We start from the raw sequence: 24073 nt of genomic DNA, 5'->3' as shown, positions 1-24073 counted from the left end.
GGAGCACGTGGCACTGACCGACGAAGCGATCGCAAAGATCAAGGACATGATCGTGTCGGGCAGGCTCGCCCCTGGCGCAAAGTTGCCACGTGAGCCAGACCTGGCCGCTGAGCTCGGGTTGTCCCGCAACTCGTTGCGCGAGGCGGTGAAAGCCCTCTCGGTGTTCCGGGTGTTGGAGGTACGTCAGGGGGACGGAACCTACGTCTCGAGCCTCGAGCCGGCGATCCTGTTGGACGCCATGGGCTTTCTGATGGAGTTCCACTCAGACGACTCGATCCTGCAGATCCTCCAGGTGCGGCGGATCCTGGAGCCCGCAGCGACGGCGATGGCCGCGCGTACCCGCACTGCGGAGCAGGTGACCCGGTTGCGGGAGATGGCCGGGCAGGACACCCTCGGCACCCCGGTACAGGATCTGGTGGCCCACGACCTCGCATTCCACTCCGCCATTGCCGCGACCTCCGGCAATCCCGTGCTGGCGGGGATGCTCGACTCGATCGCGATGCCGACCAGCCGGGCCAGGGTGTGGCGGGGGCTCACCCAGCAGGATGCGGTCGCCAGCACCATCGAGCAGCATCTGGGGATCGTCGAGGCGATCGCGGCGGGCGATCCCGTGCTGGCGCAAGCCCGCGCTGTCGTGCACATCGCCGGCGTCGAGGAGTGGATCACGTTGGCCCGCAACCTGACCAGCTAATTCGGTCCGCGGGGACCGGCGCTCTGCGAAGGACGGGTCGGAACTCGTCGTGGGTCTGATGGGATCTCGACTCGTTCGTTCCTCTCTCGCTCCATCAGCGTTCAGTTCGGAGCCGGCCGGAACGCCACCGAGGAGCCGCCCGGTCAGGCGACTCCTCGGTGTCAGTGGGTCAGCGGCCGATCATCGACCCCCTGCTGCGTTACTTGTACAGAACAGCTGCGATCTTCGGATCGTCGAGGTTTGTCTTGTCGTACCAGAAGGAACCGGTGTCGACGATCTTCTCGGGGGTCTGGCCCTCGAGCACCTCGACAGCGGAGAGCACGGTGCTGCGGCCGATGCCGAGCGGGTCCTGGGTGATGGCCCCGGCCATCGCGCCCGACTTGATGGCGTCGATCTGGGTCTGGCCGGAGTCGAACCCGACGATGGTGATCTTGCCCGCGGGCAGGCCCAGTTCCTTGACACCGTTGACGATGCCGATGGCCGAACCCTCGTTGGTGCCGTACAAGCCCGTCAGGTTCGGGTGCGCCGCGATCATGGCCTTGGCAATGTCGGCCGACTTCAGGTGGTCACCGTCGCCGTACTGGATGTCGACGATCTTGATGTTCGGGTGGTTCGTCTCGATCTCCTTGACGAAGCCGTCCCGCCGTTCCACGCCGGTCGAGTTGATCTGGCTGTGCCCGACGATGCCGATCTCACCCTTGTCGCCCATCAGCTTCGCCATGTTGGTGGCGGCCAGCGCACCGGCCACCAGCGAGTCGGTCTTGGAGATGTTTGAGGGGTACTCGCTGTCGCAGCCGGCGTCGAACTCGACGACCGGGATCTTGGCGGCCTGGGCCGCCTCCATCAGCGGTACGCACGCCTTGGGATCCAGGGCTGCGAACCCGATGGCGTCCGGCTTGCGGTCGATGGCGGCCTGCAGCATCTGCAACTGGCCCTGGAGGTCGGTCTCTGCGGCCGGGCCCTCGAAGGTGATGGTGACACCGAGCTTGTCGGCCTCCTCCTTCGCGCCGGTGTTCACGGCCTGCCAGAACTGGTGCTGGAAGCCCTTGGAGACCAGCGCGATCTTGTAGGGCTTCGACGCCTTGGTGATCTCGGCGCCGCCCGAACCGGAAGCCGAGCTCTCGGGTGCCGAGGACTCGCCGGACGCCGAGGTGGACGCCGAGGTGGACGCCGAGCCGGAGGTGGATGCCGAGCCGGAGGTGGATGCCGCGGCGGAGGTGGACGCAGCTGCGGTCGGCGTCGCCGAACCGGCTGCGGGGGTGGCGGTGTTGGCATCGGAGGCCTTGCCGCAGGAGGACAGCACCAGCACGGAGACGAGGGCTCCGGCCAGCAACGCGGTGAACTTCTTTGTTCTCACGATGGAGAGCCTTTCATTCGGGGGTGGGGGGGTTCGGTCGGTGGAGCGGGGCCGTTCGGTACAGCGGTAGAAATCGGGAGAAGCGGTGCACTGCTGAGGTTGCCGGGCAGCCGGAGTGGCTAGCCGCCGCCCTCTGCGCGTCGCTTGCGGAGCTGGTCGGTGAACACGGCGAAGAGGACCACCGCGCCGACCACGACGTTCTGCCACTCGGGCTGGATCGACAGGATCCGGAGGCCGTTGATCAGCACGCTCATGATCAGCGCGCCGATGACGGTGCCGAGGATGGTGCCGCGGCCGCCGAGCAGTGAGGTGCCGCCGATCACGACGGCGGCGATGGCCTGCAGTTCGTAGCCCATGCCGGTCTGCGGCTGGGCCGAACGCAGCTGGGAGGCGATCACCACGCCGGCGAGACCGGTGGCCACCCCGGCGAGGGCGTAGATGGCCAGCGTCCAGCGGCGGGTGTTGATGCCCGAGAGTCGGGTGGCCTCCTCGTTGCTGCCGATGGCGTACGTCATCCGGCCCAGGGTGGTCTTGGACAGAATGAGTCCGAAGACGAGCGCCAGGGCGAACAGGATGTAGACCGCGTTCGGGATCTTGAAACCGATGCTGCCCAGGGCGATCTCGGGGAAGCCCGGGACCGTGTCCAGGTAGATCGGCTGGACGTCGGCGAAGACCAGTGCCAGACCGCCGGCGATCAGCATGGTCGCCAGTGTGGCGATGAAGGCTGGCAGCTTGAGGTAGGCGACGTTGAAGCCGTTGATCAGGCCGATCAGCGCGCCGGTCGCGACACCGCCGAGCACACCGACGAGCACCGTCACGTCGGCGTCTCTGAGCAGCAGCCCGGTGATCACCGCGCTCAGCGCCATGCCGGTACCGATCGACAGGTCGATGCCGCCGGTGATGATCACCAGCGTGGTGCCGACGGCCAGGATGCCGATCACCGTGGTGGACAGCAGGATCGAGGTGATGTTCGACTCGGTGAAGAAGTTCGGGCTCCTCCACGAGAAGAAAGCCAACAGCACGATCAGGGTGCCGAAGGCCAGCAACTGCTGCAGGCCCTGACTGATTCGGGTGGCCATCGTCGACTGCGGTCTGCGGGCGGCAGCCGACTTCGGGTCGATGGGTGGGAGCTCCTCGTCCAGTGGGATGCCGCCGGCCGGGGTGCTGAGGCCGAGGTCGGATGGTCCCTCGCTCTTGCGCATGTCGGTCATGTCGTCTCCAGCGGATCGACGAGCTTCGTGGCCAATTGCATGACTTTCTCCTGGTCGGCGTCGATGGCTTCCAAGCGGCCGGTGATGCTGCCGTTGGACATCACGATGATGCGATGGGCGAGCCGCAGCACCTCGGGCAGTTCCGAGGAGATGACGACGACGGCCTTGCCGTCGGCGGCCAGTTGCTGCAGCAGCTTGTAGATCTCTTCCTTGGCGCCGACGTCGATACCGCGGGTCGGCTCGTCGAAGATCAGCACGTCGCAGTCGCGCGCCAACCACTTCCCGATGACGACCTTCTGCTGGTTGCCGCCGGAGAGGTTCTTGACCTTGGACCGGGCGGACGGCGTCTTGATGCGCAGAGCAGCGATGTACTCCTTGGCGACCTTCATCGCCTTGCGCACACTGAAGATGCCGGGCGGGACGATGTAGCGCTTCATCGACGACATCGTCAGGTTGAACATCACGTCCTGGTCGAGCATCAGACCTTGACGCTTGCGATCCTCGGGCAGGTACCCGATGCCGTTGCGCACGGCGACGTCGGGTCCGGTGATCCTGACCCGACGGTCGCGCACCCAGATCTCGCCGGCGGTGATCGGATCGGCGCCGATCACGGCCCGCGCGGTCTCGGTGCGCCCGGCGCCCATCAGACCCGCGAAGCCGAGGATCTCGCCCTTGTGCACGTCGAAGGAGACATTGTTCAGCAACTTCTTGGTGCTGAGCCCGCGGACCGACAGCAGGACGTCGCCCGGATCGGGGGAGGCCGGTGCCTCCTGCTTCTGGTGTGCCGCGAGCGTCCGGCCGACCATCATGCTGATCACCTGGTCGTCGGTGACGTCGCTCAGCGTCCGGGTGCCGACGTACTGACCGTCGCGCAGCACCGTGAGCCGGTCGGCGATCTGCCGCAGTTCGTCCATCCGGTGCGAGATGTAGACGATGCCCACCCCGCGCGAGCGGAGCGAGCGGATCAGGGTGAACAGCACCTCGGTCTCGGCCAGGCTGATCGCCGAGGTCGGCTCGTCCATGATCAGGATCCTGGTCGAGTCGTAGGAGAGGGCCTTGGCGATCTCCACCATCTGCTGCTGCGCCACCGTCAGCGAACCGACCAGGAGGTTCGGTCCGAGGTGGATGTCCAGCCGGTCGAGCAGCTCCTGGGTCTTGGTGCGCAGCGCCCGCTCGTGCAACCACGGGCCGGTCTTCGGCTCGCGGCCGATGTAGATGTTCTGCGCCACCGTCAGGTGCGGCAGCAGGTGCATCTCCTGGTGGATGATGCTGATGCCCAACTCGTGTGCGTGGGCAGGGCCCGCGATCTCGACCCGTCGGCCGTCGATGACGATCTCGCCGGAGTCCTTCGAATAGATCCCGGAGAGGATCTTCATCAGCGTCGACTTGCCGGCGCCGTTCTCGCCGACCAGGGCCAGCACCTCGCCGCTGTGCAACTCCAGGTTGACGTCCAGCAGGGCCTGCACGCCAGGGAACGCCTTGGAGACGTCGGTGATCTCCAGCAGCGGGATCCCGCTCTCGTCACCGGTTGCCGGATCTGCGGTGGCCATGGTGTCGCTCATACGACGCCCTTCTTCAGCAGGTAGCAGCTGTACGGGACGGTCTCGCCGGTTTGAATGATCACCATCGCGCGGTCCGCCTGGTCGTAGAACGCGAACCGCTCCACCCCGGCGACGTCGACGACCCGTCCCTCGGCGGCATGGGCGGCTGCCCCGAGAGCGGCGGTGGCAGTAGTGATCTCTTCGGGTGCGCCGTCGACCTGCATGCGCCGGATCGAATCGTCGACGTAGGAGTCCAGTGGGAACACCGACAGCACGGCGGATGCGGCCGTGGCGGTGTCGGCACCGCGCAGATCGATCACCGGCACCTGGTAGCGGTAGGCCGGGAAGTTGCGGTCGACCAGGCCGAGCACATCGCCGTGCCCCATCTCGTCCAGCAGGTGCAGCAGCCGTCCGGTGAGTAGCGGATCGATGTTCTTCAGCACGGGGTCGCCTTTGACAGGGGTGGGTGGGTGGGCCGGAAGAGGGGTGGGTGGGTGGGCCAGAACAAAGGGGGGTGGGCCAGCAGGGAGGCTGGGTGGGCCAGCAGGGAGGGTGGGTGGGCCAGTAGAGAAGGGTGGGTGGTCACAACGAGTACCCGGTGTGGTCGGGATTCGGCAGAGCTTTCCACCCGTCGCCGTCCCTGACCACCATTGTGGCCATTCCGCCGGCACGCGAGATCAGATCGTAATTCTGGCCGGCATCGGCGGAATAGCAGAACAAGGTGACGAAGGGTTCGGCGCCGACGTTGATGCTGCGGTGCACCCAGTGTCCGGGTACGTGGACAGCTTGTCCGGCGACGAGTTCCACCGCCCGGCTCTCACCGTCGACGGTCTCGAGCAGCATGACGCCGTGCCCGGACAGACAGTGGTACAGCTCTGCGCGATCGGCCTTGGCGTGCAGATGCCCACGGGTCACGGCGAACTCGTCGCCGTACGCGCCAGGTAGCAGAGTGCTGGTGCCGACGATCAGTGCGCCGGGGCCGTCGTCGGCGCGGTGTTCGGCGACGGAGTACACGAGGTGATCGGCGCCGTGTTGATCCAACTGCTCGGCGAACGCGCCGCTGTCGCAGTAGACGCCGGTCATGTCGCCGAGAAACTTCTCGTAACCGGCGGTGCGGCCCAGCATCGAACCGTCGGTGCCGAGAGTCAGGTTGCCGGGTTCCGTGATCACTGCGTTCATGCGACTCCTTTGTCACCGACTGTCGATCACCCTGCGCACTGCACGGCAACACAGCCGTCCGATGATTCTAGGCACACGTGAAAGGTAATGACAAGGTTGACTTCCTGTCATGACAGGTTCGATACTGAGCCGGTCAGAACCTCCAAGGAAGGCGGTTGCCGAGGTGATCATTGCCCACGACCTCGGCACCACCGGGAACAAGGCCTCGCTGCACAGGGACGACGGCAGCACCGTCCACGCCGTCACGGTCAGCTATCCGGTCGATTTCCGTGTCGGTGGAATCGCCGAACAAGACCCTTTGACCTGGTGGAATGCCGTGGGCGAGGCCACCAGATCGTTGCTGGCCGTCACCGGGGTCGGACCGTCCGAGGTCTCCGTCGTGGGGATGTCCGGTCAGATGATGGGCGCCGTGTTCCTGGACGGAAATCACCGTCCCGTGCGCCCGGCGATGATCTGGGCCGATCATCGCAGTGTCGCGCAGGCCGTCGAACTGCAGCGCCGGGTCGGCATGGCCGCCGGATACGTGGAACTCGGACACCGCATAGATCCGACCTATTCGCTGACCAAGGTGATGTGGTTGCGCGACCACGAGCCGGACAGTTTCCGCCGGACGCGGTACGTATGCCAGGCGAAGGACTATGTGGTCGCCCTGATGACCGGAACCCTGGTGACCGACCCCTCCGATGCCTCGAGCACCAACGCCTATGCGCAGCGCACCGGTGTCTGGTCCACCCTGCTGCTGGACGCTGCCGGGATCGAGGCGGAGCTGTTCCCGCCGATCGTCCCGGCGACGACGGTGGTCGGTGGTCTGACCGCGCCGGCCGCGGCCCACCTCGGTCTGGTGCAGGGAACCGCGGTGGTGATCGGCGGCGGCGACGGTCCGATGGCCGCTACCGGGGCCGGTGTGATCGCCGCGTCCGATCCGCCCTACGTCAGCATGGGTTCCTCCTCCTGGATCTCGTGTGCCGCAACGTCTCCACTGCACGATCCGCAGATGCGCACCATGACCTTCGACCACGTCGTGCCCGGTCACTACGTGCCGACCGCGACCATGCAGGCCGGCGGCGCCAGTCTGTCCTGGGTGATGGATCTGTTCGGCGGGACCGACGAGGTGTACGCGCGGCTGTTGGCCGAGGCGGCCGGCGTGAGCGCCGCCGATGAGGACCTCTTCTTCCTGCCGCACCTGCTGGGTGAGCGGTCGCCGTACTGGAATCCGCGGGTGGCCGGCGGGTTCATCGGCGTGAAACGCCACCACGGCCCTGCGCACCTGGTGCGCGCGGTGCTGGAGGGTGTTGCGTTCAACCTCCGGACCTGCAAGGACGCCCTCACCGACAACGGCATCACGGTGGGTGCGATGGATGTAATCGGCGGCGGCGCCCGCAGCGACACCTGGATGCAGATCTTCGCCGACGTCTGGCAAGTGCCGGTCCGGCGCCGCAGCATCGTCGAGGAGGCGAACAGCCTGGGCGCCGCGATCACCGCGGCGGTCGGTGTCGGTCTGGTCCCCGGTTTCGACGCCGCACGGTCGTTGTCGCACCTGACGGCCACATTCGAACCGGACACCAGCCGGGCGGCAATCCTTGCTGCCCAGTACGAATCGTTCGTCGACTCCTATTACCGACTCGAGCCGTGGTTCGCCGGCGATCGCCAGGACAGGGCCCACGCCGGCGCGACGGAGGGGCACTGATGACCGCGACCGCTGCGCCGACGGTGCTGGTCAGCACGCGGTCCTTCTCGACCGGTGATCGAGACCTGGTGGGCGAGTTGACCGCGGCCGGCCTGCGCGTCGTCCGCGTCGCCACCGATCACGATCCGTCCGCACTCGCACCGGACCTGCGCACTGCGACGGCCTGGATCGCCGGGACGGCTCCGGTGACCGCTGAACTGGTCGCTGCAGCGCCGGCGCTCCGGGTGATCGCCCGCTATGGGGTGGGGGTCGAATCTGTCGACGTGGCCGCCGCCGACCGGGCCGGGGTGATCGTCACCAACACCCCGGGTGCCAACAGCGAGGCGGTCAGCGAACACACCGTCGCCCTGGTGTTCGCCGCCCTGCGACGCGTTGCCGACGGCGACGCCCGGGTCCGCTGCGGTGACTGGACGGTGAGCCGGGGACGTCAACTCGCCGGGGGCGTCGCTGCGGTGATCGGATTCGGCCGGATCGGCCGTGGTACCGCCGGCCGGCTCACCGCCCTCGGCTGCCGGGTGCTCGTGCACGACCCGTACGTCGACGCTGCTGCCATCAGCGCGGACGGGCACGAGGCGTCCGACCTGGACGGCATCCGTCGGCGCGCCGACGTGGTGGTGCTGCACTCACCGGGCGGCGCGCTGCTGGTGGACCGCGCGTGGCTGGCCGATTGCCGGGAGGGCCAGCTGATCGTCAACACTGCCCGTGCCGACCTCGTCGACGAACATGCGCTGGCCGAGGCACTGCACGGCGGTCGGCTGTTCGCTTATGCCGCAGACACTCTCGGTTCCGAGTCGCGATCCGATCACGTCTCCCCACTGCTCGATCCGGCGCTGCACGACCGGGTGACGATCACCCCCCACCTGGGGGCCCAGACCACCGAGGCGGTCGACGGGATGGGCGGGATGGCGGTGGAAGCGGTGCTGGCGGTGCTGGCCGGCCGAGCGCCGGAACACCGGGTCCACCCCCCGACCTCCGTCGCATCTGCGACCTCGACGCCGCCTGACCCCATCGGCCGGGGTTCGACGCCCCTGGAGGCCTGATGCCGACCGCTGCGCGCCCGTCCGCCTTGCACCGCATGCGGTTCGTCGGAGCCGACACCGGCAAGTCATCGATCCTGACGCTGTTCCCGGTGTGGTCGCAGATGCTCGGTCTGGACGCCGAGTTGCTCCCGCTCGACATACCTATCGGAGCTCCGGCCGGTCGCTTCCGCGACGCCGTCACCGCCATGCGGTCCGACGGACAGTGCGTCGGAGCGCTCGTCACCACCCACAAGATCTCGCTGTACGCGGCGGCCCGTGATCTGTTCGACGAGGTGGACCCGTTCGGGACGGAGTGCGGCGAGGTGTCCTCCATCGCCTTCCGTGACGGGCGCACGCTGGGTGCCGCCAAGGATCCGATCACCGCGGGCCTGTCGTTGCGGGAGTTCCTGTCCGACAACCACTTCGCGGACGGTGCCCAGGTGCTGTGCCTGGGCGCCGGTGGTGCGGGTACGGCGATCGGCTGGTACCTGGCACAGCGGAGGGACGCACCCTCACGGCTCACCTTCGTCGACACCGCGGCCGACCGACTCGATCACCTGGCAGCCGTGGTGGCGCCGCACGCCACCCGCTCGACGCTCGAGACGCTACGCCCGGACGAGGTCGACATCTCGGCGCGGCTGGGAGCACTCCCGTCCGGTTCGGTGGTCATCAACGCAACCGGGATGGGGAAGGAACGTCCCGGTTCACCCGTGCCGGGCTCCGCGGTGTTCCCGGCGGACGCGGTGGTCTGGGACCTCAACTACCGCGGCAGCCTGGAGTTCCTGGTCCATGCCCGCACCCAGGAGCAGGATCGCCGGTTGACGGTCGTCGACGGATGGCGCTACTTCATCCACGGCTGGACGCAGGTGATCGCCGAGGTGTTCGGGATCCCGATGCCTCCCGAGCGGGTCGAGGAACTGGCCGCGGCGGCGGACGGACTGCGACGGTGACGCCGGTGATCCGCACGGTGCTCGGCGATGTCGATCCGGCCTCGCTGGGCCCGACCGATTACCACGAGCACCTTTTCCAGCGGACGCCGCTGCTGCCGGGAGACGACCTCGACGACGCGCGCGCCAGTGGAGCGGAGGCCGCCCTGCTGCACGCGGCGGGTGCAGCGGCCATCGTCGATGCGACGCCCATCGGACTCGGTCGCCGGCCGGCGGAGACGGCGGCGATCTCGCAGGCAACGGGACTCACGGTCGTGCACGTCACCGGGGTGCATCGCGGCGCGCACTATCCGGCCGACTTCCCGCTCCTGTCAGCCCCGGTCGACGAGTTGGTGGAGCGATTCGCATCGGACCTGCTGCACGGCATGGACTCGACCCAGGTACGGGCCGGGGTGGTGAAGGTCGGCGTGAGCCTGTGGGAGTTCACCGACTTCGAACGCCGCGCCCTGCAGGCGGCCGGCAGTCTGGGCGCTCGGTGGGGGGTGCCGTTGATGGTGCATCTGGAGAGCGGCAGCGCGGCGCACGAGGTACTGGACGTGTTGGCCGCGGCCGGATGCCCGCCGGAGCGGGTCGCCCTGGCGCACGCCGATCGCAATCCGGATCCCCACCTGCACGGCGAGTTGGCCTCCCGCGGTGCCTACCTGGGGTACGACGGCGCCGCCCGGCACCAGCGGTGGCCCGATTCCGTGTTGATCGACTGCCTGCGGGCCGTGGTGGACGCCGGCCACGTCGACCGACTCCTGCTGGGCGGGGATGTCGCACGCCGCCGCCGCTACGTCAGCTACGGCGGGATGCCCGGCCTGGCCTACCTCTTCGACCGCTTCCTGCCGCGGGTCCGCGCCGCTGTCGGCGATCTCGCCACCGACCGTATCCTCATCGACAATCCCTCGCACTGGCTGCGATGGGAACCACCCATGACGAACGGAAGCTGATGCTCTCTCCTGCAACGGATCCCACCGACAAGAGTCTGGAGCTGCTCTTTGTCAGCCCCGTCATCCCCGTAGTGGTCATCGACGATGTCGAGGCCGCGGTCCCGCTGGCCAGGGCGCTGGTGGCGGGCGGGATCCGGATCATCGAGGTCACCCTGCGGACCGCTGCCGGTCTTCCCGCGATCCGGCGCATCGCGGAGGCCGTCCCCGAGATCCGGGTGGGGGCGGGCACGGTGACGGACGTCGGTCTGCTCGACGCGGTGGTCGAGTCGGGGGCCCAGTTCGTGGTGACACCCGGCAGTCCGAGCGAGCTCATCGATGCGATTCTGGACCGCGGGCTGCCACTGCTGGCCGGCGCCGGGACCCTCACCGAGATGATGACCTTGACCGCACGCGGGCATCGAGCGCTCAAGTTCTTCCCCGCCGAACAGTCCGGCGGGGCCGGATTCTTGAAGGCGGTCGCCGGCCCACTGCCGGGGGCGATCTTCTGCCCGACCGGCGGGATCACCCCCGCCAACGCGCGGGGCTACTTGGCAATGCCCAACGTCGGCTGCGTCGGCGGGTCCTGGCTGAGCCCGCCCGCGCTGCTGACAGCAGGCGACTGGCCGGCGATCACCGTTCTGGCCCGGCAGGCCGCCGAGCTCCGATCGTGACGGTCCCGGTGTCATCGCCCGCCCTCCGCGACGCGGGAAGCGCCGGCCCGACCGTGGAGATCGACCGCGGCTCGATCGCACCGTTGTACCTGCAGTTGAAAGACGTCCTGCTGACCCAGATCAGGTCGGGAAGCATCAAGCCCGGAGAGCAGCTACCCGGCGAGCACGTGCTGTGCACGATGCACGGCGTGTCCAGAACCGTTGTCCGGCAAGCCCTCTCCGATCTAGAACTGGAAAGCGTGGTCGAACGCCGCAAGGGTAAGGGCACCTTCGTCGCACACCGGCGAGTCGCGCAGAGCCTCGTGCAGCACCTGGGCGGGTTGCACGACGACATCAAGGCGATGGGTCGGACGTTGCGCAGCGACGTGCGACGGCAGACCATCGAGCTGGCAGATCCGCAGATCGCCGACCGGCTGCGCGTTGCGGTGCGGACCCCGGTGGTCGTGCTGGAACGGTTGCGGTTGGTCGACGGGGAGCCCTGGGTGTACGCGACCAGCCATGTGCCGGTCGCCCTGGCGCCCGATCTGGTGACGCTGGACATGTCGGAGCAGTCGCTGTACGAGGTGCTCCACCACCGCTATGGGCTCAGTCTGGCCAGCAGCGACCGGTCGGTGGAGGCGGTCCAGGCCGGGTCGGAACTCGCGGCAGCGCTGGGGATAGACGAGAGCGACCCGATCCTGAAGCTCACCAGCGTCAGCTACGACGCGGACGGCGTCCCGGCGGAGACGTTCGTGGCCCATCACCGCGGTGACCGGTCGCGATTCGAGGTCCATCTGACACGCACCGACGACGCGGCGGTCAGTACGCCGATGTACCTGGTATGAACGTCCGTGGGCCGGTCGTCACGATGACGTCCCGAGTTGGCACCCACTGCATTCTTCGACATCAGGAGATCTCGTCATGACTGTCCGCGTCGGATCGGTGGTCGTGTTCGGATCGCTCAGCCAGGACCTCCATCTGGACATGCCGCGGCATCCCCGCAGCGGCGAGACGGTGATGTCGGGCGACATCGAGTACCGATTCGGCGGCAAGGGTGCGAACCAGGCCATCGCCGCCGCAGCGGCCGGGGCGGCCTCGGTGTTCATCGGCAAGGTCGGCGACGATCCGCACGGGCACGAGTACGTGGATCGGCTGGGGCGATTCGGTGTGGACACCTCGGAGATGGAGATCGTTGCGGGGGCGCCGACCGGCACCGCGATCATCTACGTCGACGAGGGCGGCGAGAACATGATCGTCGTGGCACCGGGCACCAACTTTCGGAACGGGCAGGACGACCTGGCGCGGTTCGCGTCGTACGGCCCCGGTGACGTGTTGCTGATGCCGCTGGAACTGCCGCTGGACGTGGTCGCCGCAGCCGCCCGTCAGGCTGCCGCGCAGGGCATGCGGGTGATCATCAACCTCGCGCCGTACGCGGAGATGCCGGCCGACGTGCTCGCGCTGTGCGACCCGGTGATCGCGAACGAACACGAGGCGCAGCTGCTCGGGGAGTCGGGCGCGCAGGCCGGTTCGCTGCTGGTGACTCTCGGCGCCGACGGTTCGCAGTGGGGTGAGGACCGGGTGGATGCAATCAGCCTGGAGCCGGTCGACACCACCGGCGCCGGTGATGCCTACTGCGGCACCCTGGCCGCGAGACTTGCGCTCGGCGACACCGCGGAGCAGGCGATGACCGCGGCGTCGCGGGCGGCAGCCGACTGCGTGCTGCACGTCGGCGCGCAACCCGATCTGCCGCCGGCCTGACCGTTGTGGCCCCGGGCGGCGGTCCTGGCGGCCCCCGCGCTCCCCCCGGCGTGACGAGCTTCTGCCGGCGTGACGAGCCCCTCCCTCCGTTGTCGCTGGGGTAACGCGCTGTTGCTGGCGACAAGGACGCCCATGTCGCCAGCAACAGCACGTGTCACCAGCGACAACCGTTGGGGCGCAGCCAGTCACCGGCAGTTCAGAGTGCCCCGACGACGTGGTCGATGCAGGCGATGAGCGCGGACACATCGTCCGGATCCACGGCCGGGAACATGCCGATGCGCAGCTGGTTGCGCCCGAGCTTGCGGTAGGGCTCGGTGTCGACGATACCGTTGGCGCGCAACACTTTCGCGACTGCGGCCGCATCGACCGAGGCGTCGAAGTCGATGGTGCCGACGACCTGCGAGCGCAGCGCCGGATCCTGCACGAACGGCGTGGTGAAGCTGGTGTTCTCGGCCCAGGTGTACAGCCGCTGCGAGGAGTCGGCCGTCCGGCCGATCGCCCAGTCGAGCCCGCCGGCGGCGTTGAGCCAGTCGAGCTGCTCGGCCAGCAGGAACAGCGTCGCGACCGCAGGCGTGTTGAGGGTCTGGTCCTTGGTCGAGTTGTCCAGCGCGGTGGCGATCGACAGGAACTCCGGGATCCAGCGGCCGGAGGTGGCGATCTCGTCGATCCGGGCCAGTGCCCGCGGCGACGCGATCGCGATCCACAGCCCGCCGTCGGAGCCGAACACCTTCTGCGGCGCGAAGTAGTAGACGTCGGTCTCGGCGATCGAGACCGGCAGGCCGCCGGCACCCGACGTGGCGTCGACGAGCACCAGCTGGTCGTCCCCGGCCCCGTCCGGCCGCACCACCGGCACGGCCACGCCGGTGGAGGTCTCGTTGTGCGCCCAGGCATAGGCGTCGACAGTCGGGTCGGCGACGGCCACCGGCGCCGACCCCGGGTCTGCGCTGATCACCGACGGCTCTCCGAGGAACGGGGCCTTCTTGGCAACGCCCGCGAACTTGGCGGAGAACTCGCCGAACGTCAGATGCTGGGCCCGGTCGCGGATCAGACCGAAGGCGGCGGCGTCCCAGAACGCGGTCGAACCGCCGTTGCCCAGGATCACCTCGTAGCCGTCCGGCAGCGAGAACAGCTCACGGATGCCGCTGCGGACGCGGCCGACGAGGTTCTTCACCGGCGCCTGCCGGTGCGAGGTGCCCAGCACCGACGAGCCGGACGCCGCCAGCGCGGCCAGCGCCTCCGGGCGGACCTTGGAGGGTCCACAACCGAATCGTCCGTCGACGGGCTTGAGTCCGTCCGGGATGACGATCGCGTCGGGTGTGCTCACGGATTTCTCCCATTTCTTCGGTGCTGCCTGACTGGACTGGCCAATGGGCGGTGCTTCGGGGTCATCCTCCCACCGGTGTCCGCCCGGGTTCGGACCGGGCGGCGGTCCGCTCTGCGCCGCCGAGGTCGCGGGATCTCACAGAACTGGTCGCCAGTGGCGATCGATGGCCTGTGGCAGACCGACTTCTGCTCACTGGAGACCACTTCTGTGAGCGGACTGGTTCGACGGTGAGGATGAGGCCGGCAGAGATGCGTCCGTGCACGGACTCCCGCGCCGTGGGGACCTGGGCGGGTGCGCCCGCGCCGCCTGATCACGGGCGATAGGGCTTGAGGTACGCACCCGGCGGGCAGCGGTGCACCGTATGCGGTGGTTCCACCGTTCCGCACCACGCTGTGCGGGTGCGATAGGTGTCATCCCCCGGGGGTGTGGTGCACAGTTCTGCCTCCGCGGTGCTGGCCGCGCAGGCGACTGTGCCGTACATGTGGAGAAATGCCTTGGCAGCGGCCGGGTTTCGACGCAGCAGGATGAAGCCGGTGGTCGATGCCCACACCGGCACGTACCCGGAGCTCTGCGCAGCGTTCGCTCCCCACCAGTATCCGGCGCTCTCGTGTGGGAACGTGCCGCGGTTGCTGGTGTCCAAGGCGATCCATTCCGCCTCGATGGGGTGGCCGGTGGAGTCGAGGAGGTTCTCCGCAACGAGGTGGACCCTGGTCCGGCTGACGAGTTGGTCGACCAGGAAGGTGTCGGCCATGACGGTTGCGCCGTCCGGGATCCGCGCCAGGATCTCGTGCGCGGCCGAGCACCGGTCGCCGCAGCGGTAGGCGTCCGGCTCGATGATCGTCCGCAGCGGTGTCCACCAGCCGATCACCAGGGCCAGCACGAGTGCCGTGGCGCCGGCGGTACGCGCGCTGATCCGGCCGGGCATGCCCGACAGCATCGATCCGTGCCGTCGCCACCCGTCGAGGGCAGCAACGAACACGACGACCATCAGGGTCGCGTTGTAGTGACTCTCAGGACCCCAGTACTCGGGCCGCGCAGAAGTGAACCTGACCAGCAGCGAAGGGACCGCCACCCACGCCAGCGGTGATCGCAATGCGAGGAACCCGGTGCAGGCCATCGCGAGCAGCACGGTGACCGGAGCCGACCCGGAGGTGAGCGCTGTCCACAGATTGCCGAGCATTCCGATCGGCGAGCTGACCGGGCCGCGGGCATCGCCGGTGACCGCCCAGTAGGTGTAGGTCCCCGAGTACGACAGTGCAGGGATCACGACGCCTACCACCAGCGCGAACCCGGCGACCGCCGCTGCCATCGCAGCAATCGCGAGCCGGCGGAGGCCCACCGTCCAGCAGGCGATTGCCAGGCCGGCGATCAGGAACGCGCTGTCCTCCTTGACCAGCAGCAGTGGCAGGGACCACAGCACGGCGGCACGCCATCGAACGGCGAGAGCTCGGTCGAGGCAGGCAGCGAGCAGCGGCAGCGCGAAGGCGACCTCGTGGAAGTCGAACAACGCCGCCCCGGTGACGCCCCAGGACAGACCGAACGCTGCGGCAACGGCGCACCCAGCGCCGGCGTGGTCGAACACCCGGATTGCCGTGCGGCCCACCACGGTCACGGCGAGCCCGATGAGCACCGCCTGGGCCACGATCAGCGTCTCCACGTGCGGCCATACCCGGTACACCGGCCCGAGGACCGCAACGATGGGCGTGAAATGGTCGCCGAGCAAGTTGAAGTCACCCTGTGCCTTCAACGGTGACCAGGGCCACTGACCCCGCGAGTAGTGCTCGACCGCCTGCGCGTACAGACCCAGATCGATTCCCGTCCGCATAGTCCACTCACGCATCAACCCGGCCCATGCCCACAGCGCCGCCACCGCGCCACCGACGAGCCAGGGACCACCGGTCCGCGAGAGCCCCGGCAGCCCACGACCGCGCACTCGAACGGCCGATGCCGGTTGTCCCCCCACCACGACGGTCACGGCCGGAATTCTTTCACGTAATCCACGCTGTCGCGGTGGTTGTCAGCACTGCAGGCTGGACCGTCAGCTCTGCGGGTCGTACTGGAACGCGCGCACCTCCTGCGCGCACCGGCAGGCCGCCGCGATTTTCGAGGCCCACTCCAAGGCGTCCCCGCGGGAGGAAACCTCGAGCACGGTGTAGCCGCCCTCGATCTGTCGGGTCTGCGGGTAGGTGCCCTCGGTCACCGTGCCGTTCCCGGCGACCATGACGGGCGGGACGCTCTCATCGATGCCGCCGCCGAACACCCAGACGCCGGCGGCCTTCGCCTCTGCCACCACGGCATGCGCGGCGTCCGCGACCGCAGGCAGCTCCCCTTCCGGGATCACCATCGCGCCACTGGGAAACGAGATCAGGTACTTCGTCATGGCGCGCTCCCTCGGGTCGGATCTGGATATCCTTCCCGATTCCTTCGCCCTCGGTAAGGCTTTGACCCGCGGACGACAATCGGGAGCGTGACGTTGACGATCCACAACCGTGCCCAGAACCCCGAGATCTTCCAGACGATCGACCACGCCGCGTTCGACCGGTCGTGGCCGCTGTTCATGCAGCACGACCCGACCGCGCAGTGGTACTACAGCTACCTCGACGACGTCGCCGAGTACGTACTGCTCGCGACGGATGGTGAGCAACCGGTTGCCAAGGCCTACTCGACGTCGTTCGCACTCGGGCTCACCGGGCGGGAGGAGCTGCCCGACGGCGGCTGGGACCAGGTGATCAGGTGGCAGCACGCGGACCGGTTGGCCGGGCGGGATCGCACCGCCGCGACCGCGCTGGAGATCGTCATCCTGAAGGACCGCCAGGGGCAGGGGATCTCGTCGGTGATGTTGAAAGCTCTGCGGGACAACGCGTTCAGGCTCGGTCACGACGTGCTCTATGCGCCGGTGCGACCGTCGCAGAAGTCGGACGAGCCCGAGACTCCGATGAGCGAGTACGCGTTCCGGGTGCGGGACGACGGGCTGCCCTACGACGCCTGGCTGCGCACCCACGTGCGCGCCGGGGGCCGGATCGTGAAGGTGTGTCCGCTGTCGATGACCATTTCCGGCACGCTCGCCCAGTGGCGGGAGTGGACGGCGCTGCCGTTCGACACCGACGGCCCGGTGCTCGTGGCGGGCGCGCTCAGTCCCGTACAGGTGTCGCTCGCGCATGATGTTGCCGTGTACGTCGAACCCAATGTCTGGGTCGAGCACCGCAGACCCTGACCCTGGGCCGGTTAGGTTCTGGGGGTGGGGATCTCCGCGGTCTTGCCGGAAGCGCACGTGGTGCACCTGGTGCAGTACTGGGACGACGGGGTCGTTCCGAGCAACCTGCGGGTACGGCCGCGTGCGAGCGTGGGTGCCCGGACCGTTCTCGGGGTGCTGATGGGGGTGGGGACCGTGGCTGCGGCCGTCCCCAGCGTGATCCTGTGGACGTTTCCGACCCCCGGTTGGTGGTTCTCGCTGACGTTCGCCGTCTTCATCGGATTGCTGGTGGTCGGGTGCTGGGCCGGGTTCCTCGATTCGCTGCGCCGCGGCCGGAGCCGCGAGTGGACAGCGGGCAGATGGTGATCGAAGCCCTCGACCCCAGCGTCACCCTGAACCCGGTGGCGCCGGGACTCGACAAGTACGTCGACTGACGCCGTCTCCCGGAGCCGTCGCTCGGAGAGCAGGTCAGGCCAGGTGGGCGCGCCCGCCGTCGTGGTCGAGGATGCAGAGGATCTCGGCCGGCTCGCCGTTCGCGCCGAAGGCGTGCGGAACCATCGTGGAGAACTCGGCCGCCTCGCCGGTCCGGACGGTGATGGTGCGCGTCGCCAGCCGCAACACGACGCTGCCGGACAACACGGTGAACCAGTCGCGCCCGGGGTGCACCCGCAGTTCTGTGGGAACGGGCCGGGTGAGGCGCAGCTTCGCGACGGTCTTGCCGGCGCCTTCGCGGGACAGCAGCCAGGTGGTGACGCCGCCGCGGCTGTTCCGGTGCGGACGGATCACCACATCCTCGTCCCGACCGGACTCCACGAGCTGATCGAGCGAGGTGTCCAGCGCCCTGGCGATCGGCGCGAGCTGATCCAGTGCGATGCGGCGGTGTCCGGTCTCGATCCGGCTCAGCGTGGATGGACTGAGGTAGCTGCGCGTGGCCAGGTCGTCGAGCGACCAACCCCGGGCCGTCCGCAGGCTGCGGATGCGTTGCCGGACCAGGGCATCCAGATCTCCGTCTTGCGTCATACGCAAAAGCATAGGCCTCTCAAGCAAAAGCGGGCTACGGTCGAACCATGGCACACCAACACCTGACCGAGATGCTCGACCTCGACGTGGAGGTCCTGCACGACCACCACCGGGAGGTGATTGCCCTGGCCGGAACGCTGGTCCCGGCGGAGCCACACATCATCGACCTCGGCGCGGGCACCGGGGCCGGCACGCTCGCGCTCGCCCGGCAGCTGTCGGACGCGCAGCTGACCGCGGTCGACATCGACGACGAGATGCTGGCCCACCTGCGTCATCGAGCCACCGAACTGGGTGTGGGACAACGCATCCGCACGGTCCGGGCCGATCTGGACGACACCTGGCCGACAGATCTGGGACCGGCCGATCTGATCTGGGCATCGGCCGCGATGCACCACTTCGCCGATCCGGCTCGGGCGCTCGGCCAGGCCCGCGCCGCGCTGCGTCCCGGCGGGGCGATCATGATCACCGAGCTGGACTCGTTCCCGAAGTTCCTCAGCGACCCGGTCGGCTCTGCCATCGAGGACCGCTGCCACGACGAGATGGCTCGGCACCGCGCGGCCGCCGGCATGCACATGAACGAGGACTGGGGTGCGCACCTCACCGCGGCCGGCTTCGTCGCCGAGGCCGAGCGCCGCTTCGACATCGATCTGCGAGCGCCGCTGCCACAGCGTGCGCTGCGGTACGCCCAGGTGTGTCTGTCCCGGATGGGGGAGCGGCTGGGTGACCGACTGTCCCGGGTGGACCTCGCCACTCTGGGCGACATCGCGGCGAACCTCTCCGAGCAGGACCTGGTCATCCGCGCGACCAGGCTGGTCTGGATCGGGCGCGTGCCGCGATCGGTGCCGAGTCCGTGAACCATCCCTGACGGCCCTCGTGCGTCGCGGCGTACGGTCGCAGGCATGTCCGACCCCACCGGCGAGCAGTCCCGTCCCGAACGCGGTACGTCCGAGGAGCTCGCGAGGATGCGCGTCGACTACGACCGCGGCGGCTTCGACGAGGCCGACCTGGCTCCCACCTGGTGGGAACAGTTCGACGGTTGGTTGCACGACGCGATCGACGCCGACGTCACCGAGCCGAACGCCATCGTGTTGGGCACTGCGTCCCGGGGCGGGGACGTTGCGACACGCAACGTGCTGGCCAAGGGCGTCGACTCACGCGGCCTGGTCTTCTACACCAACTACGCCTCGGACAAGAGCGCCCATCTGCTCGAGAACCCCAGGGCCAGCGCGACATTCAGCTGGCTCCCGGTGTACCGACAGGTCCACCTCCGGGGCCCGGTGGAGCAGGTGGACCCGGAGACCACGCTCGCCTACTGGCGTCAGCGCCCGCGCGGGTCGCAGTTGGGCGCCTGGGCGAGCACCGAGCGTCCGCAGTCGAGCCTGCTGTCCTCCCGGGCCGAGTTGTCGGAGGTGCTGGCGTCGCTGGAGCAGCGCTTCGAAGGGATGGACGAGGTTCCGCTGCCGCCGCAGTGGGGTGGCTGGCTGCTCCGTCCCGAGACGGTGGAGTTCTGGCAGGGCCAGCGGTCACGGGTGCACGACCGCCTGCGGTTCCGGTCGATCGGCGATGCCTGGGTCGTCGAAAGATTGGCGCCCTGAGCACGCCGTAGAGTACGGGGACGTGAGTGCACCAGCAGGCCCGGAAGCTGCTGCCCCGGGCAGCGGATCCGCGGAACTCCCGTCCCGCAACAGGTTCGGACCCGATCTGCGTCCGTTGCGCTTCCCCGCCTACCGCCGGCTGTTCCTCGGTGGCGTCGTGGTGGCGATCGGATCGCAGCTCTCGGCGGTGGCCGTCATCCAACAGATCTACGACATCACCGGCAACAACGCACTGCTCGGCACCGCATCGATCGTCGCGCTGGTCCCGCTGATCGTCTTCGGGCTGTGGGGCGGCGCGATCGCCGACCGGCACGACCGGCGCACCGTGCTGTTGATCACCTCCGGTGGCGTCACCGTCACCGCGCTGCTGCTGTGGCTGCAGTCGATCCTCGGCCTCGACTCGGTGATCCTGGTGATGGCGCTGCTGGCGCTGCAACAGGGCTTCTTCGCCGTCAACCAACCGACCCGCTCGGCGATCACCCCACGGCTCGTCCCCGCCGAGTTGGTTCCGGCCGCGAACGCGCTGGGGTTCACGGTGTTCGGGTTCGGCGTGCTGGGTGGCCCGTTGCTGGCGGGCCTGCTCATCCCGTTGATCGGCCTGCCGTGGTTGTTCTTCGCCGAGGCGGTCGGCATGGTCGTGATGCTCTACCCGGTGTTCCGGCTGCCGTCGATCCGTCCCCTCGCGGAGGAGGGGGCGCCGCGTGCCGGCGTGCTGGACGGACTGCGATACCTGCGCCTGCAACCGCTGATCCTCATGACCTTCGTCGTCGACATCATCGCGATGGTCTTCGGGATGCCGCGCATCCTGTTCCCCGACATGGCGCAGAACATCTTCGGCGGCCAACCGGGCGGCGGGATCGAGCTGGGACTGCTCAACGCGGGGATGGCCGTCGGGGTGCTGGTGGGCGGCCTCACCAGCGGGTGGTTGGCGAAGATCCGTCGCCAGGGCGTCGCGATCATCGTCGCAATCGTGGTCTGGGGCGCGGCGATGCTGCTGCTGGGTCTGACCGCCTCGCTGGTGATGGCCGTCGTCTGGCTGGCGCTCGGCGGTTGGACCGACATGGTGAGCGCGACCTTCCGGTCGTCCATCCTGCAGACCGCGGCACCGGACAACATGCGCGGGCGAATGCAGGGCGTCTTCACCGTGGTGGTCGCCGGCGGACCGCGAGTGGCGGATCTGGTCCACGGTTTTGCGGCAGATCTGACGACCACCCAGTGGGCCATCACCGGCGGCGGAGCGCTGGTGATCGTGTTCACGGTGATCGCAGCGGTCGCCGGTCCGTCGCTCTGGCGGTTCGACACGCGACGCCTGCCCGACGAGGTCCCGGCACGTTGACGGCGGGCGCATCCGGGACTGCTGGCCCGGAAGTTCCTGGTGTTCCGTTCCGCCCGACCCGCAGGTCGGGCACAATCACTCTCCGAACGACCAAGGCGTCCCCTCCGCCGGTGGGGGGAGCCGCAGCCGGGAGGATCCGATGAGTCAGCCGTGGGACAGCCAGAACAGCTCCGATGCAACGCAGGGTGGTTCTGCTCAGCCTGTTGACGGTCGACAGGGCCCCTCCGGTGCGCAGGATCCGGCCCAGCAGCAGTACGGCCAGCCGTACCAGCAGTACGGGCAGCCCACCCAGCAGTACGGCTCGGACCCCCAGTACGGGCAGCCCTCGCAGCCGTACGGTCAGGCAGCGACGCCCTACGGTCAGCCGCAGTACGGCGCACCCGGGCAGCAGTACGGCCAGTTCGGACAGCCCTACCAGCCGCCGGTCGCCGGACCGAAGCGGCCGGGCGCCGTCACCGCGGCCGCGGTCCTCGCCTTCGTCCACGCCGGTCTGCTGCTGATCGGCGGCATCGCTGCGCTCAGTGGGGGGACGAGCATCCTGGACGTGTCGTCGAGTGAGGGCACGACCTTCGCCACCATGCTGACGATCCTCGGGATCATCGGACTGGCCTGCGGCGGCGTGCTGATCGGCGGCGGGGTGCAGAGCTACGCCGGGAAGTTGAACCTGGTCGTCATCGGGTCGGCGGTCGCCGTCCTGCTGTGCATTGCCTGGTTCATCCTGCTGATCTCCAACAATCTGCCGACCGGCGTGGCGCTCGTCTGGCCGCTGCTGTACGCGGTGCTGCCGATCATCTCTATCAGCCTGGTGATGGGTGCTTCGGCACAGTTGTGGGCGAAGTCCAGGACGGTCTGATCGCGCCTGTTCGCTGACGGCGTGAGGCTGCGCCCCGACCCGCTGACGCGGACTATGGTCGGTGCGGAGTGCGCAGGTTTCTGGTGTTCCACCCTGCCGAGCCCGCCCCCGCGGTGCCCAGGGCCGAGGAGAGAATCGAAGGAGATTGCCTGATGACGTCCCCGCGGCACCCCCAGGACTGGGCCCCCTACCAGCGACTCGACGAGGCCGTCCGGGCCTACATCCGTGACGCCGATGCGGCGCTGGAGGCGTTGTCCGGGGTGATCGACGTGTCCGCGGTGCAGGCCTTCACCCTGGAGCGGGTCGCCACGCCGCAGGAGTGGGGCGAGACCCTGTGGCAGGAGGTCGCCATCACCGATGGTCGTCGGCTGATCCTGTGGCACGGGGACGACGAGGTCGACGAGGGATCCGGCGAGCGGATGTTCTCCAGCTCGGTCCGGACGATCCCGCTGCCGGCGATCGTCGACCAGGGCCTGCGCACCAGGTTCCGGACGGAGCCGAACGGTCAGCGCACGCTGTACGCGGTCATGCTGTACCTGTCGACGCAGACCCCTGAGCGCTCGATGACCGAGCTCTCCGATGCCAACGAGACCCGCACCACGCAGTTCGTGGAGACCTACCGTTTCTCCAAGTCGGTCGACGACGGCGGGCTGGCCCAGATGCAGCGGCTGTTGCAGTTCGGTCGCGCGCTGTCGCACTTCTCCGCAAGCGCTCGGTGAGCGGCGGGTCTGTCGCCCCGCGACCGGCCAGCGGGGACACCAACGTCATCACCTTCGGCGCCCACCGGGCGGTCGTCGGTCGGGTGGCGGCCGTGCTGCGCGAGTACACCGTCGACGGTGAGCGGGTCACCGAGTCCTGGTCCGACGAGGTCGTTCCGCCGATGGGCGCCGGCATCGTGATGGCGCCGTGGCCGAACCGGATCGAGGACGGTTCGTGGACCGCTCCCGACGGTTCGCACCAGCAGCTCGACATCACCGAGGTGGCCAGGAACTGTGCGATCCACGGTCTGCTGCGCTGGACGGCCTACGACGTCGTCGAGCACACCGAGTCGTCGATCCTGTTGTCTGCGGAGCTGCACCCGCAGCACGGGTATCCCTTCAGCCTCGACGTCACCGTCCGGTACACGGTGTCCGCCAACGGGTTGCGGGTGGATCACGGGGTCGTGAACCGAGGTACGGGGCCGGCCCCGTTCGGTGTCGGAGCCCACCCGTACTTCCGCCTCGGTGAGCGGTCGATCGCCGACCTGACGCTCACCATCTCTGCGCGGACGCATGCCTTCATCGACGACCGGTGGATCCCGCAGGGGCTGGCGCCGGTCGGCGAGCACGGCCCTGACCTGCGCTCCGGCCAGAGACTGGGCGACGTCAACTGTGACATCTCGCTGACCGACTTCGCGGTGGTCGAATCCCCGGCCGGACCGCGGCACGAGCACGTGCTGTCCGCCGCCGACGGCGCATCGGTGACGGTCTGGACCGATCCGGCCTTCCGCTGGGCCCAGCTGTACACGCCGCCGAAGTTCCCCGGCTACGGACCCGACCAACGTCTCGCGATCGCCATCGAGCCGATGACCTGCAATGCCAACGCCTTCCGCACCGGTGACGACGTGTTGGTCGTCGACCCCGGCGAGAGTTGGTCCGCCGCTTGGGGAATCACTCCCGCCCTCTGACCCGTCCTCCCGCAGCGGGATCTCGACTCGTTCCTCGCTCGATCACCGGATTCTCCGGTGGTCCCCTTCCACTCCTTCGTCGCTCAGGACAGGGAGCAAGCGAGGAACGAGCGCGACGAGACCCGTTGTGCTCGG

25 protein-coding genes are annotated in these 24073 nt (G+C 68.6%); 16 read left to right on the top strand and 9 right to left on the bottom strand.

All coding sequences use genetic code 11. The features are described 5' to 3' along the window. The first annotated feature begins 7 nt into the window (after positions 1–7). Positions 8–691 (top strand): FadR/GntR family transcriptional regulator, encoded by a 684-nt coding sequence (locus ABLG96_RS17980; RefSeq protein WP_353648692.1) that lies wholly within the window; start codon positions 8–10, stop codon positions 689–691. Between the two features lie 199 nt (positions 692–890). Here the strand turns inward: ABLG96_RS17980 and ABLG96_RS17975 are convergent, their stop codons facing one another. From ABLG96_RS17975 to ABLG96_RS17955, 5 genes are all read right to left on the bottom strand, one after another. Then, positions 891–2048 carry an ABC transporter substrate-binding protein gene (locus ABLG96_RS17975; RefSeq protein ID WP_353648691.1) on the bottom strand — a complete coding sequence of 386 codons (1158 nt, stop codon included), beginning with the start codon at positions 2046–2048 and terminating at the stop codon, positions 891–893. Positions 2049–2167: 119 nt separating this feature from the next. Next, positions 2168–3127, bottom strand: coding sequence for an ABC transporter permease (locus tag ABLG96_RS17970; protein ID WP_353651574.1), 960 nt, complete (start codon positions 3125–3127; stop codon positions 2168–2170). Between the two features lie 128 nt (positions 3128–3255). Further along, complete coding sequence (locus tag ABLG96_RS17965) at positions 3256–4821, bottom strand: sugar ABC transporter ATP-binding protein (RefSeq protein WP_353648690.1); 1566 nt, start codon at positions 4819–4821, stop codon at positions 3256–3258. Beyond that, entirely contained in the window at positions 4818–5243 is a 426-nt protein-coding gene (locus ABLG96_RS17960; protein ID WP_353648689.1) for an RbsD/FucU domain-containing protein, read from the bottom strand. Before ABLG96_RS17960 ends, ABLG96_RS17965 begins: the two co-directional genes overlap by 4 nt. Before the next feature lie 139 nt (positions 5244–5382). Beyond that, the gene (locus tag ABLG96_RS17955) at positions 5383–5979 is read right to left on the bottom strand and encodes a glucose-6-phosphate isomerase family protein (RefSeq protein ID WP_353648688.1); all 597 of its coding nucleotides are present in this window, start codon (positions 5977–5979) and stop codon (positions 5383–5385) included. A 163-nt stretch (positions 5980–6142) separates the two neighbouring features. Between ABLG96_RS17955 and ABLG96_RS17950 the strand changes: the two genes are divergently transcribed. The 7 genes from ABLG96_RS17950 (at position 6143) to ABLG96_RS17920 (ending at position 12951) form a co-directional block, all read left to right on the top strand. Then, positions 6143–7666: an FGGY-family carbohydrate kinase gene (locus tag ABLG96_RS17950; protein WP_353648687.1), complete on the top strand. Its 1524-nt coding sequence runs from the start codon at positions 6143–6145 to the stop codon at positions 7664–7666. Beyond that, complete coding sequence (locus ABLG96_RS17945; protein ID WP_353648686.1) at positions 7666–8706, top strand: NAD(P)-dependent oxidoreductase; 1041 nt, start codon at positions 7666–7668, stop codon at positions 8704–8706. The genes ABLG96_RS17950 and ABLG96_RS17945 overlap by 1 nt, the downstream gene beginning before the upstream one ends. Then, positions 8706–9635, top strand: coding sequence for a shikimate dehydrogenase (locus ABLG96_RS17940; RefSeq protein ID WP_353648685.1), 930 nt, complete (start codon positions 8706–8708; stop codon positions 9633–9635). Before ABLG96_RS17945 ends, ABLG96_RS17940 begins: the two co-directional genes overlap by 1 nt. Further along, positions 9632–10564: an aryldialkylphosphatase gene (locus ABLG96_RS17935; protein ID WP_353648684.1), complete on the top strand. Its 933-nt coding sequence runs from the start codon at positions 9632–9634 to the stop codon at positions 10562–10564. Before ABLG96_RS17940 ends, ABLG96_RS17935 begins: the two co-directional genes overlap by 4 nt. Beyond that, positions 10534–11214 (top strand): bifunctional 4-hydroxy-2-oxoglutarate aldolase/2-dehydro-3-deoxy-phosphogluconate aldolase, encoded by a 681-nt coding sequence (eda, locus tag ABLG96_RS17930; protein WP_353648683.1) that lies wholly within the window; start codon positions 10534–10536, stop codon positions 11212–11214. The genes ABLG96_RS17935 and eda overlap by 31 nt, the downstream gene beginning before the upstream one ends. Then, on the top strand, positions 11211–12038 hold the full coding sequence (locus ABLG96_RS17925) for a GntR family transcriptional regulator (protein ID WP_353648682.1): 828 nt from the start codon (positions 11211–11213) through the stop codon (positions 12036–12038). The genes eda and ABLG96_RS17925 overlap by 4 nt, the downstream gene beginning before the upstream one ends. A 76-nt stretch (positions 12039–12114) precedes the next feature. Beyond that, positions 12115–12951 (top strand): PfkB family carbohydrate kinase, encoded by an 837-nt coding sequence (locus ABLG96_RS17920; RefSeq protein ID WP_353648681.1) that lies wholly within the window; start codon positions 12115–12117, stop codon positions 12949–12951. Between the two features lie 196 nt (positions 12952–13147). Here the strand turns inward: ABLG96_RS17920 and serC are convergent, their stop codons facing one another. The 3 genes from serC to ABLG96_RS17905 form a co-directional block, all read right to left on the bottom strand. Then, positions 13148–14275: a phosphoserine transaminase gene (gene serC / locus ABLG96_RS17915; RefSeq protein WP_353648680.1), complete on the bottom strand. Its 1128-nt coding sequence runs from the start codon at positions 14273–14275 to the stop codon at positions 13148–13150. Between the two features lie 310 nt (positions 14276–14585). After that, positions 14586–16250 carry a DUF2079 domain-containing protein gene (locus ABLG96_RS17910; protein ID WP_353648679.1) on the bottom strand — a complete coding sequence of 555 codons (1665 nt, stop codon included), beginning with the start codon at positions 16248–16250 and terminating at the stop codon, positions 14586–14588. Between the two features lie 63 nt (positions 16251–16313). Next, positions 16314–16655, bottom strand: a complete 342-nt coding sequence (locus ABLG96_RS17905; protein ID WP_353648678.1) for a YciI family protein — start codon at positions 16653–16655, stop codon at positions 16314–16316. 87 nt (positions 16656–16742) lie between these two features. Here ABLG96_RS17905 and ABLG96_RS17900 point away from each other — a divergent pair, with 87 nt between their 5' ends. Together ABLG96_RS17900 and ABLG96_RS17895 are read left to right on the top strand one after the other, a co-directional pair. After that, positions 16743–17489: an N-acetyltransferase gene (locus ABLG96_RS17900; RefSeq protein WP_353648677.1), complete on the top strand. Its 747-nt coding sequence runs from the start codon at positions 16743–16745 to the stop codon at positions 17487–17489. A 24-nt stretch (positions 17490–17513) separates the two neighbouring features. Beyond that, positions 17514–17834: a hypothetical protein gene (locus ABLG96_RS17895; protein ID WP_353648676.1), complete on the top strand. Its 321-nt coding sequence runs from the start codon at positions 17514–17516 to the stop codon at positions 17832–17834. A 102-nt stretch (positions 17835–17936) separates the two neighbouring features. Here ABLG96_RS17895 and ABLG96_RS17890 read toward each other — a convergent pair whose 3' ends face one another. Further along, on the bottom strand, positions 17937–18488 hold the full coding sequence (locus ABLG96_RS17890; RefSeq protein ID WP_353648675.1) for a helix-turn-helix transcriptional regulator: 552 nt from the start codon (positions 18486–18488) through the stop codon (positions 17937–17939). A 47-nt stretch (positions 18489–18535) separates the two neighbouring features. Between ABLG96_RS17890 and ABLG96_RS17885 the strand changes: the two genes are divergently transcribed. The 6 genes from ABLG96_RS17885 (at position 18536) to ABLG96_RS17860 (ending at position 23938) form a co-directional block, all read left to right on the top strand. Further along, complete coding sequence (locus ABLG96_RS17885; protein WP_353648674.1) at positions 18536–19342, top strand: class I SAM-dependent methyltransferase; 807 nt, start codon at positions 18536–18538, stop codon at positions 19340–19342. A gap of 45 nt (positions 19343–19387) precedes the next feature. Beyond that, entirely contained in the window at positions 19388–20083 is a 696-nt protein-coding gene (gene pdxH, locus ABLG96_RS17880) for a pyridoxamine 5'-phosphate oxidase (protein ID WP_353648673.1), read from the top strand. Between the two features lie 22 nt (positions 20084–20105). Beyond that, a complete protein-coding gene (locus ABLG96_RS17875; protein WP_353648672.1) occupies positions 20106–21419 on the top strand; it encodes an MFS transporter in 1314 nt (437 codons plus the stop codon). 139 nt (positions 21420–21558) lie between these two features. Continuing rightward, complete coding sequence (locus tag ABLG96_RS17870; RefSeq protein ID WP_353648671.1) at positions 21559–22272, top strand: hypothetical protein; 714 nt, start codon at positions 21559–21561, stop codon at positions 22270–22272. A gap of 152 nt (positions 22273–22424) precedes the next feature. Continuing rightward, positions 22425–22991 carry a hypothetical protein gene (locus ABLG96_RS17865; RefSeq protein WP_353648670.1) on the top strand — a complete coding sequence of 189 codons (567 nt, stop codon included), beginning with the start codon at positions 22425–22427 and terminating at the stop codon, positions 22989–22991. Beyond that, the gene (locus tag ABLG96_RS17860; protein WP_353648669.1) at positions 22988–23938 is read left to right on the top strand and encodes an aldose 1-epimerase family protein; all 951 of its coding nucleotides are present in this window, start codon (positions 22988–22990) and stop codon (positions 23936–23938) included. The genes ABLG96_RS17865 and ABLG96_RS17860 overlap by 4 nt, the downstream gene beginning before the upstream one ends. Positions 23939–24073 lie beyond the last annotated feature (135 nt).

Source organism: Nakamurella sp. A5-74 (genome assembly GCF_040438885.1).
GTDB lineage: Bacteria > Actinomycetota > Actinomycetes > Mycobacteriales > Nakamurellaceae > Nakamurella.
This window is presented reverse-complemented; position numbering and strand designations above follow the sequence as displayed.